General features: G+C 37.4%; 8 protein-coding genes. 5 read left to right on the top strand and 3 right to left on the bottom strand.

The window, feature by feature from the left end:
• The first annotated feature begins 136 nt into the window (after positions 1-136).
• From H592_RS0102090 to malZ, 3 genes are all read left to right on the top strand, one after another.
• Entirely contained in the window at positions 137-1,744 is a 1,608-nt protein-coding gene (locus tag H592_RS0102090; RefSeq protein WP_028867284.1) for an IS1634 family transposase, read from the top strand.
• A 47-nt stretch (positions 1,745-1,791) separates the two neighbouring features.
• Positions 1,792-1,932, top strand: a complete 141-nt coding sequence (locus tag H592_RS24155) for a hypothetical protein (protein WP_169727631.1) — start codon at positions 1,792-1,794, stop codon at positions 1,930-1,932.
• 362 nt (positions 1,933-2,294) lie between these two features.
• Entirely contained in the window at positions 2,295-4,253 is a 1,959-nt protein-coding gene (gene malZ, locus H592_RS21340) for a maltodextrin glucosidase (RefSeq protein ID WP_051368899.1), read from the top strand.
• Between the two features lie 146 nt (positions 4,254-4,399).
• Here malZ and H592_RS0102075 read toward each other — a convergent pair whose 3' ends face one another.
• The 3 genes from H592_RS0102075 to H592_RS0102065 form a co-directional block, all read right to left on the bottom strand.
• The gene (locus H592_RS0102075; protein WP_028867283.1) at positions 4,400-6,091 is read right to left on the bottom strand and encodes a two-component system response regulator; all 1,692 of its coding nucleotides are present in this window, start codon (positions 6,089-6,091) and stop codon (positions 4,400-4,402) included.
• A 58-nt stretch (positions 6,092-6,149) separates the two neighbouring features.
• A complete protein-coding gene (locus H592_RS0102070; protein WP_028867282.1) occupies positions 6,150-6,572 on the bottom strand; it encodes a response regulator in 423 nt (140 codons plus the stop codon).
• A 134-nt stretch (positions 6,573-6,706) separates the two neighbouring features.
• Positions 6,707-8,557, bottom strand: a complete 1,851-nt coding sequence (locus H592_RS0102065) for a CHASE domain-containing sensor histidine kinase (RefSeq protein WP_028867281.1) — start codon at positions 8,555-8,557, stop codon at positions 6,707-6,709.
• Between the two features lie 869 nt (positions 8,558-9,426).
• On the opposite strand from H592_RS0102065, the gene H592_RS0102060 reads away from it, so the two are divergent.
• Together H592_RS0102060 and H592_RS0102055 are read left to right on the top strand one after the other, a co-directional pair.
• A complete protein-coding gene (locus H592_RS0102060; RefSeq protein ID WP_028867280.1) occupies positions 9,427-9,855 on the top strand; it encodes a hypothetical protein in 429 nt (142 codons plus the stop codon).
• 503 nt (positions 9,856-10,358) lie between these two features.
• On the top strand, positions 10,359-13,478 hold the full coding sequence (locus H592_RS0102055; RefSeq protein WP_028867279.1) for a beta-galactosidase: 3,120 nt from the start codon (positions 10,359-10,361) through the stop codon (positions 13,476-13,478).
• The last annotated feature ends 132 nt before the right edge of the window (positions 13,479-13,610 follow it).

Raw genomic sequence — 13,610 nt, 5'->3', positions numbered from 1 at the left:
TTAAATTTTAGACAGAAAATAATCGCTTAATTAATAAAAACGACTAATTTGTGTCGCGTCCCATAATTTAGAATAAAAAAGTTGACGTGGATCGTCATATTTGATCTATTACTTATCTTTGGGTGATGGATAAGCAATGACATATTCTATTAAAAATATCGACCATTTGGGTTTAGTCTCAGGCATGTGTAAAGAAATTGGTATTGCAAAAATCATCGATCAAGCACATCCCAAACAAAGTAAAGATAAAAAGGTAACGTATGGTCAACTTGTCGAAGCGATGATTTTAAACGGTCTTGGTTTTGTTGGCCGGACATTACACATGTATCCTGAATATTTTGCAGACAAGCCTGTTGAGCGCCTTCTTGGGAAAGGAATAAAAGCAGAGCATATCAATGATGATGCATTAGGCCGCTGCATGGATCAACTCTATGAAACAGGTGTTTCGTCACTTTATCAAACATTAGCAGTGCGTGTTGTTGAACTTTTGAAACTGCCTTGTGAAGGATTAAATTTAGATTCGACCAGTATGCATGTCGATGGCCGTTATGATAATCAGGACGGTGACACGCAAGCGATTAAATTGGTGCGCGGTTACAGCCGAGATCACCGCCCAGAATTAAACCAAGCCGTACTTAACCTTATCACCGAAAACCAAGCAGGGATCCCTGTTTACATGCAAGCGGCGAGCGGCAACATCAATGATAATGAAGGATTTAAAAACATTGTTAAACATCACCTGAGCAGTCTAAAAGCCGCTCAAAATTGCAGTTATTTTATTGGCGATGCTGCACTCTATACCGCTGAAAGTATCCAATCCCTTGATGAACAAGGTCGTTTATTTATAACGCGTGCTCCGCAAAAATTAAAGTTAGTAAAAATAGCAATCGCCGAGCAAGAAAAATACGTATTTTCAGCATTAGAGAACGGTTATAGCGGAGCATGGCTCGAATCAGATTATGGTGAAGTAAAGCAACGCTGGCTGTTAGTGCGTAGTGAGCAAGCAATGAAACGAGAGCAATACACATTAGATAAGCGCATGCTTAAAGAATCAAACGCCTCACTAAAGTCATTTAAAAAGCTAACCCGAGAACGTTATTCATGTGAACTCGATGCAAGTAAATCATTAAATAAATGGCTAAGAGCACAAGATTATACAGAAGTGAGTGACATTGAAATAATCGCGCATGCGGTTTACAAGCAAAGTGGGCGACCGAAGCAGGATCAGCAACCTGATAGTTATGAATATCAAATAATGGGTCAACTTTATTCTTCATTAACGCAGCAAGAAGAAAGGTTGCGGGAAAAAGGTATGTTTATGTTAGCGACAAACGATTGCAGCGAAACATTAACGATGGAAAAAATGCTTGAGCTCTACAAGTCGCAGCAAAGTGTAGAGAAAGGTTTTCGTTTTTTAAAAAGCCCTGATTTTTTAACCTCTTCACTATACTTAAAAAAGCCTGAGCGCATTGAAGCACTACTGATGATAATGACTTGTTGCCTAATGGTTTATGCCGCCTTGGAGCACAAGATGAGGGAGGAGCTCAAAGCACAAACGGCCTATTTCCCCGATTTAAAATACAAACCAACGCAAACACCGACAGCCCGTTGGGTGTTTTTTTGCTTTCAAGGACTGCATGTATTAACCATCTCACAGCATCAGGAACTGGTGGTGAATTTAAAAGAGAGGAATAGAGTCATTATTGATTGTTTGGGCCCAATATATCAAAAAATTTATTCCTGAAAAGGCGAGGGTTTATTCCTAAAACTGGTGCGGAATGTCGGATTGATGTGAAAGTACTGCCTAAAAGTATGACACATGGTTATGAATCTTGGTGGCGTTGTGGCATTGCCGCTGTTGCTGATAAACCGGAAATTAATAAAGCGGCCGATAAGATGAATGCGATGGTTAAAAAAATCCGTCAATACTAGCCTTATTATTGACGAGTAGTGTTCACCCATTACTCGTCATTTAGCTTGCCGGTTTAACTAATTTTTTTAACTTTATTCAATTTCTTTTTCTAACTTGCCCATTTGATGTTTAAAATCTCGTTTACACATTTATTTACTTACCTATTTTCTTATCTATTCAGTTATCTATTTACTTATTTATTCAGTTACCTATTCTGTTAATTATTCATTTACTGAGCCAGTTAATTGATAGAGGTTAACAGTACTTAAATAACGCGAATTAACTAATACGATAACTCACATAAATTCTGTTCAAACCTAGATTTAAAGATATATAACCTGAATACTGTTAGCTATTGAAGTGTTTAACGAAAGGAGTTGTTGTGTTGTCATCTAAGCCTTTTTTATCTAATGAACAAACTAAGCCGTTTTTATTTCATGGACAAACTAAACCATTTTTATTTCATGGACAAACTAAACAATGGATCACCCAACAGGGCGAGTCATTAATTATTCGTTTCTTATGCCATGATCCAGCACATTTAATCACGGCTCATTTTGTGCGCTGTGAGCCTGACAATGAAGACCGTCTTGTTACTGCTAATCTTATTCCATTTGATGCGAAATCAGGCTATTTTCCTGCAACATGTAAGCTCTATCAAGCTGTTATTCCTATTAGTACACATATCGATAATACGTATTATGTCATTAAGTGTTTAACTGAAAAAAGTCAGCTCTGGTTGAGTGCCGCAGGGCAATTCAATCGTATTCCAGGTCGTGAAACTCACTTTAAATATAATACCCAACATCAACCTCCAACATGGATCCAAGAACAGGTTTTTTATCAAATTTTTCCTGATCGTTTCTGCCAAGGGGATCCGAGTATTTCGGTACAAACAGATGAATATTTATATCAAGGTGGCGAACACACCATCATTGCTAAGAAGTGGGGAGAGCCAGTTGCGGTTGCTGGACATGAGTCTACCGGTGCCAGCGAGTTTTATGGGGGAGACTTAAAAGGTATTCAAAATAAATTAGATTATCTACAAGCATTAGGCATTAGTGCACTGTATTTAAATCCTATTTTTACCGCGCCCAGCAATCATAAATATGACACTACCGACTACCTTAATATTGATCCTCACTTTGGCAGTAATGCTGGTTTTGCAGAGTTAACAAGTGATATTCATCAGCGCGGTATGAAAATAATGCTTGATGCAGTGTTTAACCATACTTCCTGCGAACACCCTTGGTTTGGACGTTATCAAGCATTTGAGCAGGGCGCTTATCAACATCTTGATTCTCCTTATCGTCAGCATTATATTTTTTCAGACAAGGCAACCAATGAAGCCGATCATTATGTGAGTTGGAATGGCATAGAAACTTTACCTAAGCTGAATTTTTTAAATGAAGACGTGCAGCAGTATCTCTATAAAGGGGCATCTTCTGCTTTAAAATATTGGTTAAAACCGCCTTATAACATAGATGGTTGGCGTTTTGATGTGATCCATATGCTAGGTGAAGGAGTAGGCGCATTTAATAATGCACATTACGTGAAAGCGTTTAGGGAGTCTGCAAAAGCAGTCAACCCAGAGGCTTATATCGTGGGAGAGCATTTTTATGAAGCGACGCAATGGTTACAAGGTGAGCAAGAAGATGGTGCCATGAATTATTATGGATTTGCACACCCTGTTCGCGCCTTTTTTGCAGGTTTAGATATCGCTTATCATGGCATTGAAATCGATGCTCAAGAGTTTGATGCTTGGTTAACAGAGAGCCGCGCTAAGATACCTTGGTTAAATCAATTAGCACAACTTAATCAATTGGATAGTCATGATACAACGCGTTTTATTAATCAATTACAAGGTGATGTAAGCAAGCTAAAAGCAGCCAGTATGATGTTATTTAGCTACCCCGGCACACCTTGTCTTTATTACGGAACAGAGGTGGCGTTAGCGGGTGGAAGGGACCCTGATAATAGGCGATGTTTCCCTTGGCAGTCGCTTGATAAAAGCAGTGATCTTTTTACCTTTTATCAGCGTTTGATTAACGTGAGAAAAGACAGGATTGAACTTAAGCAGGGCAGTTATCATACCCTTCATGCACAAAATAAGAGCTTTTCTTTTGCGCGTTATGAACAAGGTAAAACCAGCATTTATGCAATCAACCTTGAACCACAACCCGTATCATTTACTTTTGAACGATTAGCATTAATGACGAGTGCAACACATTTTTCTGGTTTTGATAATCACAGCCAAGAGTGGCAGCTTGAAGCTCAACAACAACTGAGTTTTACCCTGCCTGCTGAATGTGCATTATTACTGGCTAGTGAAGAAGGATAAGTGGAATAATAAAGTTTAAAAAGCTGATAAAGTAAATCACAATCCGATGGTGATTTATTTTATCTTTGTCATTTTACAATTTTTCATCTCGACTTTTTTATTGTTACTAGCTAACTGAAAAATAAAATAATATCCGTTATTGTTGATTATGAATAAAGCTTTTCTAGTTGATGTGTAGGCAGGGGTTTATCAAAGTAATAACCTTGCATTTTATTAATTCCTAGTTTGATACACAGGTTAAGGTCGGCCTCTGTTTCAATGCCTTCGGCAATAATATTTAACTCTAAGGACTGAAGCATAACAACTAAGCCTGCTAAAAATGGCTTAGTATTTTCTTCTGGAGATGAGCTCGGCATTAGGCTTTTATCCACTTTAACGGTATTAATTGGAAAAGAGTGTAAATGTGAAATAGATGAAAAACCTGTGCCAAAATCATCTAATGAAATTTTACAGCCTAAGTCACTGATGCTTTGGATCATCTTGGTACTATTCTCTTGTTCAACCAATAAAGCCGTTTCGGTTAACTCAAATTCAATATTGTTAGCATCAACAGAATAAATACTTAAGGTAGACTTAATAAACTCAATTAATCCTTCATCGGTTAATTGTATTGAGGATAAGTTAATCGACATAGTGAATGCGGGATTGAGTGTTTTTTGCCAAATACTCAATTGCATAATGGCTTCTACTATCACCCAACGGCCAATATCTATGATTAATCTAGATTTTTCAGCAATGGGAATGAATATGTCTGGACGTTGACTAACACCTTCAATATCAAATCGTATTAACGCCTCCACTCCCGTTATTTTTGCTGTTGATGAGTCAATAACAGGTTGATAAAGTAAATAAAATTCTTTATTTTCAAGTGTAGTGCGTAACTGTTTTTCGATTAAGAAATTTTCTAAAAATGCTTCCTGCATCTTCGCTTCAAAAAAACAGAATTGGCTACGGCCATCACCTTTCGAACGGTACATCGCAATATCTGCAAATCTAAATAGCTCTTTCACCTCACCGCTGTCGCTAGGGCAAAGTGCGATGCCAATACTTGCACCCGATGTGATGATATGGGAGCCTATTTCGAATGGTTGCTGTAATGCTTCTATAATTCGTTTTGCTACAGTACTCGCACCATACACTGACTCTAGATTAGTTAATGTAATTGCAAACTCATCGCCACCTAAACGCGCAAACAACTCACTACCGCGCAAGCAAGCAGTGATTCGTTTAGTTACCGCGATTAATAATTGGTCGCCTACATCATGCCCATAATTATCATTAACATATTTGAAATGATCTAAATCGATTAATAACAGAGCAAGTGTACTTTTATCTCTTTGCTGTTTTTTTATTTCATGGCTTAAGGACTCGTCAAAATAATAACGATTAGCTAGCCCGGTTAGATTATCTCGTTCTGCAAGCTCTTTTGTACGTTGATGACTTTGTAATAATTCTTTTTCTAAGGAAGCCCGTATTTGTGCATTAGCAATGGCTCTTTGTAGTCTAAAGGCATCGATCTCTGTTTTAACTAAGAAGTCCTGTGCACCGGCATTAATGCTATTAGTGGCTAAGTCATCCTCTCTGGATGTACTGGTCATTATCACGACAGCTTTTTGTTTCGCCGGCATATCTTTTAATTCAATTAATAGCTCGATACCCTTACGTTGCGGTAAGTTGTAATCTAGTAATACGACATCAAATTCAGTGTGAGCTAATATTTCAAGCGCTTGATCGACCATTTCAACTTGTGTGATATTACACAGAATATTGCTGCGCTTTAATGCTCTTATGATCATTTCTCTATCGATCATATCGTCATCAACAATGAGTATGTTCATTTTGCTACCATATCCTTAAACCCTATCTTTGAAGTAATAACAATTTTAATTTAAGCTTTTACTCTTCGGTTAAATGAACAATTTCAAAATAATGTTCTAGCATACTTACTAAACCACAGAATTTATCTCCGGTTTGGCCTTTTACAAAGTATCCAGCAATATGCTCGCCATAACTGGATACGATATCTGACTTTGCTTTCGAGGTAGTCAAAACAAAAACCACTAATTTCGATAACTTTGGATCTGCACGTAATGCTTTTAAAAATTCAATTCCGCCCATTCTGGGCATTTGTAAGTCTAGAATAATCACCAATGGTGGGGTGACTTCTTCTTTTTTTAATAAAGACAAAGCTTCGAGGCCATCGTAAACCCTTACTATCGGATTAGTAATATTTTGTTTTTTGAAGCTACGTTGAATGGTCATTGCGTCGATGTCATCATCTTCAACTAGTAACAACGTTATTTCATTTGTATTTTGCAATATTAATTAACCTTTATTGGTGGATATTTTATTGATGGATATTTTTATTTTTTAAGCGCTTTTATTTTGTCACAAATATAGCCAATGCTGTCAATTTTTTGTCATTGGTCCTGCTTAGGTTGGCTCTATGTTTCTTAATTTAACGGCCATAAAATATTTATTGTGGTGCCACGCTTTCCATCAGATACAATATTGATCCTGCCATGGTAATGTTCAACAATACGTTTAATCATAGCAAGTCCCATGCCACTTCCTTCTACTTTATCCCGTGATTGTAAAGTCTGAAACATCTCCATGGCTTTATTATGGAACTCTTCTGGAATGCCTGGGCCATCATCGTATAACGATATTTCATGGAAGTTATCTTTTGTAGTATAAGAAAGGGTGATCTTACCGGTTGCTTTGTCATGATGTTTTATCGAGTTAGAAATTAAATTTCTTAATACTATTTCAAATGGTGCCAGTGGAATCTTAATATCAATATTCGGAGCAATGCAGGAAAAATTATCGTTGGTTTCCAATAATGATAATATGTCTTGTGCTTTCTCGGCTAAATTGACGTTATCATTGGTCATGGTGGCTAGATTCAAACGCGAATAGGTTAATAGGTCATCTAACAGTTTAAGCATACGTTTACTACGCTGGCGTAATAAAACTAAATGTTTTTTAGAATCATCGGGCAGCAGCTCTTCACAGTCTTCTTCTATCCAACTTGCTAATTGCTCGATTGCATTGAGAGGAGATTTAAGGTCGTGTGAGGCAACATAGGAAAACTGCTCTAAGTCACTATTAGATTTTTCTAAATCCTTATTGGATTTTTCCAAGTCCGCAATCGATTGTGCTAAATACCCATTCGATTTTGCTAGGTGTTTGGTTTGATCTTTTAATTCTTCTGTCATTTGATCTGCATATTTTAGTGCTTGTCTATTGGCCTTGGTTAAAAATATAAATAACATCAGTAGTAATGCGTCAATGACTAAACCGCCCATTAGAATGATTGAAGACTGATTTAAGGTTGTGTCTTGTCTAAAGCTAATATTTGATCGGATTAAAAATGTCCAAGTACGGCCGTATAAAAAGGTATCAATTTTATTAGAGAAAAGTGGATTAGGATCTGCTTCTGTCGTACTACCATTAGAATGATCATCAAATAATAGGTTTTCTCCATCCCATATCTGAATACTCACATGTCGGTTTTTTTCTGCCAGTGTTCCCTTCATTAGTTTTTCCATAATAAAAGGGGCATAGGTGACACCTGCAATCAATTCTCGGCGTTGCTTTACATTGTCAGGTTTAAGTCCATTTTGATAAAACGGTGTGTAAAAAAGAAAGCCTGGTGTTTGCTTGTCATCTTGCACTAGAGTGATCGGTGCTGTCAGCAATGCCTTTCCAGAGTCTCTTGCCTTTTTTATTGAAGAGTAACGATTATCTTCGAAGGCAACATCAAGTCCAATCGCTTGTTGGTTCGATTCGGCTGGCTCAACATAGGTGATTGGCCAATATTCAGGGTTGTCATGAGTTGGGTGTACTTGGTAGTCAGGCCTGTGTATGCGTTGTGCTTGTAAGTACTCGTCGAAATGCTTAGGTTGCACATTGTAAATAATACCAAAACCATTGATTCCTGGATAATTAGTATCTATGTTCAAACTGTTTGAATAAGCAGACCATTGTTGATAAGTGATACTTGAATGCACCACATTACTTGGATCCACAATATTATCTGAATTCACTGCATCGATATAAGCCACACCGCCCCATAATACATTCTCATAAAGTGTCATACGTTCTTTAACTGCATTGACGACTTTTTCTGCTTCACGGGCAAACTGAATCTCAAGTTTTTGTGCTTGTTGAAACTGCGAGTAATACCAGGCACTAAAAGTTAGGAGCACCGAAAGTAATACAATTAACCAATGTACTGCATGCATTTTACCTGCGCGAAGGAGTTTCGTTCTTTTTTCGCTTTTTTGTAATGCATGATCCATTAATCGTCTCCAAAGAGGTTTATTGATAGCGGTAAATTAAGTTGTTTAGTAGGTAATACTTATTTATGTAATGAAATAAAAAGGTATTTATTCAGGACCTCATTATTTAAATCTATTTCTTCGTAGAAAAGTTAGCATTTAAGCGACTAAACGGCACTTTCTTGCCCGAGCTAATTACCGAACTAATTACCAAACGAATTGTAAAATTAATAACAAACTAGGATTAAATAGCTTAGTCATTAATCTTTACTGTTTATTTTGCAACCTTTTCTCGCTTTTATTAGAGGCTGAGTAGCTACATAAAAAGACAGTATTTGTAGTTATTGATGGCTTAAAAGTCTTTGTAATTATTGGAATTTATATCATTTGTTATTTTATTTTAAGTGTGGCGCGCTGTATTTTTTATATTTAATTTAATTGCTTTTATTTATAGCGGATAAAAGCTTTTAAAGTTAAATAGCCTGTTATTACCTAGCCTTATCAACGAGGAATGTTAGTTTAATAGCAGGATTATAACCACCTAAAATTAGTTATTAAACACTGTTTTTTGATTAATAGTTGTTTAAATTCATTTTTTTGTGGTTTGGAAGCATTTTTAATTAAAACTTATTTGTTGATCCAAGTTTGTTAAATAATAGGTAAGTGGATAAATACAGTAATCACAATGCAAAACTTAAGTGTATAAACGCAGGCAATGTTAATGGTAATGGCTAACTTGCCGTAGTGGATGGAAGTGATGAGTGTTATTTGGCTATTTTTTAAAGCGTTTGCTAACAAAACTTAATACATCTTGTGGTATCTATACCTTAATAAGATAAGCTCAAACTTTATTGATCGGGTATCAGTCAGTTTATGTTAGGAAGTCAGTTGTGAAAAAAGAAAATGTTCAAAGAAATGCTGTTTTTAATCATCTGATGACCCTTTGTGCATGGATAGCCTTTATTCTAATTTTGTTGGTGTTAGTGAAAGGTGATCAAATTTTACAATCAGTGGCGATTATTTACCCTGAGTTTGCATTACCTGCCTTTTTCATACCTTGGTTTTTATTAGTCATTTCTAGCGTACAAAAGTTACGTGAAAGCCTATCCAAAGTGCCGCTGCAAAGTTGGATTTTAAAAACGACAGTGCCTATTTTTATATTTGTATTGCCTTTTTTTACTACCTGGTCAACAAGTTCGCTTACAGGTAATCATGAAACTATCGGCTTTGAAGGGTATTGTGTTTATTTGGCTATATTGGTTTTGTTTATGGTGCATTTTTTACCTGTTTTTAGTACTAAGCAGGTGTTGGTTAAATAGATGATGGGATGTGCCAGATCACTAACGCTACAATTTTTGTCGCCATTGACGTCCCATTACCCCTCCATTATATAATCACTTAAATCGCTACTTAAATCGCTACTTAAATAGCTACTTAGGTCGCCACTTAGCGCATTACTTTGGTGACTAATATTTATTAGCGACCTTATTCGCTTCTTAGATCCATCTTCACGCTTATTAACATCTCCTCTCAACACAATAAGTGTGACCCTCACTATAGAATCTTAAGCTAGATCTAATAATTGAAATTAACGCTTAGATGAAAAATTGTAATCGTTTACACTATTGTTTTGCAGTGTACAATTTAAGAATGATATTGCTGTTTAGCTGCTCTCTTTAATGCTTCATTTTGTATGGCTTGTATCGATTATATTGGTTGTGCGCTGTACATGTTACACAAAATAATAAGTGATTTTAATCAGCAGAATAGATTCAGTAATTATTATAATTGAGCTAATAAGCCTATTTGAGAGAGGAATAAAATGAGAGCATTTACGGAAATAATCAAAGCACGTGATTGGGAAAATCAGCATGTAACTGCACAAAATGTAATGCCTGCCCATGCACCTCTTCATGCCTTTCACTCTTCTGAAGCGGCTCGTCACAAACAAGATTCTGAATTTCAGCATTTATTAAACGGACAATGGTTATTTCAATTATTTTCCAAACCTGAGTTAGTGCCGAATGAATGCATTGAAGTTGATTATGATGATAGTGACTGGCCTGAAATCACGGTGCCTAGTAATTGGCAACTCCAAGGTCACGATAAACCTATTTATACCAATATAAAATACCCTTTTCCCGATAACCCTCCCTTTGTACCAGCGGATAATCCAACGGGGGTTTATCGCGTTAACTTTGATCTGCCTGCTGGGTGGGCTGGGCGCCAACAACGTATTAATTTTGATGGTGTTAATTCTGCTTTTCACTTGTGGTGTAATGGTGTTTGGGTTGGTTACTCACAAGATAGTCGATTAGCTAGCGAGTTTGATCTTAGCCAATATTTGGTTGCGGGTAAAAACCAAATAACGGTGATGGTATTACGTTGGTCAGACGGTAGTTATCTTGAAGATCAAGATATGTGGTGGTTAAGTGGTATTTTTCGTGATGTGTATTTATTGAGTAAACCGCTTGTTGCAATACAAGATGTTACCGTGACCACCGATTTAGATGCTTGTTTTAATAATGGAACATTAAAAGTTTCAACTCGATTATCTCAACAACAAAGTGAAGAGAAAAACGCAGAGCCTCAATCGTATCGTGCACAAGTGCAACTGTTTGATGCGGATTTAAATCCAGTGACAGAGCCAGTTATTACTGGCTTTGGCGAACGAATGATTGATGAGAAGGGGGCATTTAACGATCTTGCTGAGCATCAAATTAGCTTGCTGTCTCCGCATAAGTGGAGTGCCGAATCCCCTTATTTGTATCGTGTTGTTGTTTGCCTGCTGAGTGAAACTGGCGAAGTGCTTGATACGGAAGCCTATCAAGTTGGTTTTAGAGTGATTGACATTAATAATGGGCAGCTTAAATTAAATGGTCAAGCGTTGCTAATACGCGGTGTAAATCGTCACGAGCACCATCCTGAAAAAGGCCATGCAGTTTCCTATGAGGATATGTTATTAGATATTAAGTTACTGAAAAAAAATAACTTTAATGCCGTTCGTACTGCTCATTATCCTAATCATCCTAAATGGTATGAGCTATGTGACCAATATGGTTTATATGTAGTCGACGAAGCTAATATCGAAACACACGGCCAATTCCCGATGTCACGGTTATCTAATGATTTGAGTTGGCTGAATGCTTATATGCGCCGTATGACACGCATGGTCGAGCGAGATAAAAATCATCCTTCTATTATTATTTGGTCATTAGGTAATGAGTCAGGCATTGGCAACCATCATCATGCTATGTATCAATGGACAAAACTCAAGGATCCTACTCGTCCGGTGCAATATGAAGGGGGTGGAGCAAATACTGCTGCGACCGATATTATTGTACCCATGTATGCGCGCGTCAATGAGGATGTATTAACCCCTAATGCGGCTGAAGTTGTGCCTAAACATGCCATTAAAAAGTGGTTGTCGCTACCGAATGAACAACGTCCGTTGATCCTGTGTGAATATGCGCATGCAATGGGTAACAGTCTAGGTAGTTTCGATAAGTATTGGCAGGCTTTTCGTGAGTATCCTCGTTTACAAGGTGGATTTATTTGGGATTGGGTTGATCAAGGGTTAACAAAAATAGATCATACTGGCGAAAAGTTCTGGGCTTACGGTGGTGACTTTGGTGACCACATTAATGACCGTCAATTCTGTATTAATGGCTTGATGTTCCCGGATAGAACGCCGCATCCTGACCTATTTGAAGTTAAAAAAGCGCAACAGTTTTATCAATTTACACTGCTTGATGATGCAAATCTCAGCATTAAGGTGCGAAGTGAAAACCTATTTATTGATGCTAATAATGAAACCATTCGTTGGACGGTGACCGAGCAGGGTGAGGTTATTGCCAGTGGAGAGCTTGTGTTGCAAGTGCAGGCGCAAAGTGAACAAATATTGGTTTTGCTTGAATGTTATCCTCCTCAAAAAGCAGGTTGTGATTATTTCCTTAATCTTGAAGTGTTGTTAACAGACGCTACACCGTGGGCTGAAAAAGGTTTTGTGGTGGCGACTGAACAAATGCCATTAAAATCGGCGCTAGGGTTAGCAACTATTTGTTTAGCAAAAGGTGATGCGCCTGAATTAATTGATACAGAAGATACAATTACTATTAATGGAGTCGGTTTCCAAGTTGACATCGATAAACAACAAGGCGAGATTACCGAATGGGTTGTTGATGGCGTCAGTAAGCTATTACAGGGACCTAAGGATAACTTTTTCCGTGCACCATTAGATAATGATATTGGGACTAGTGAAGCTGACTGTGTTGATCCTAATGCATGGACGACTCGCTGGCAGACCGCTGGTTTATCAAATCTGATGGTTAAGTGTTTAGCAATAGAAGCGGTCGCATTAACGCATGAAGTGATTGTTAAGGTACAGTTTGGTCACTATTATGATGATAATTTACTGATCACAAGTCAGTGGCAATATGCCTTTAATAGTGAAGGGCGTGCATTAATTGATGTCAACGTTCAAGCTGCTAAATCACTGCCTCCTTTGCCAAGAGTTGGTATGCAACTAGTGGTAGAGGATGTGAGTGATGAAGTGAAATGGTTTGGTCGAGGGCCACACGAGAACTATCCAGATCGTATTTTATCTGCACATATTGGTCGTTATACGAGTTCAATTGAAGCGATGCATACGGCATATATTTTTCCTTCTGAAAATGGTTTGCGCTGTGATGTTAAAGAGGCTTCAGTAGGTGATTTATCGGTTACGGGGGATTTTCATTTTGCTGTGAGCCGTTATAGCCAAGCTAATATTACGATGGCGAAACATAGCAATGAGTTAGCGGCTGAGCAGAAATTATATGTCAGCTTAGATGGCTTTCATATGGGAGTGGGTGGTGATGATTCATGGAGTCCAAGTGTACATAAAGAGTTCTTATTAGATAAAGCACATTACCACTATCAGTTATCTTTGAGTTTTAGCTAAGGGCGACCAATAGTATTTGATTAAATACTGAACGACACAGGGCTAAATCATGAAAAGCCTAAAAAATGAACAGCGTTTTTATAAAAATAAAGTGACAGATATCGCACGATCATTCTTATCACAATGATCGAC

This window comes from Psychromonas arctica DSM 14288 (assembly GCF_000482725.1).
GTDB classification, from domain to species: Bacteria; Pseudomonadota; Gammaproteobacteria; order Enterobacterales; family Psychromonadaceae; genus Psychromonas; species Psychromonas arctica.
This window is presented reverse-complemented; position numbering and strand designations above follow the sequence as displayed.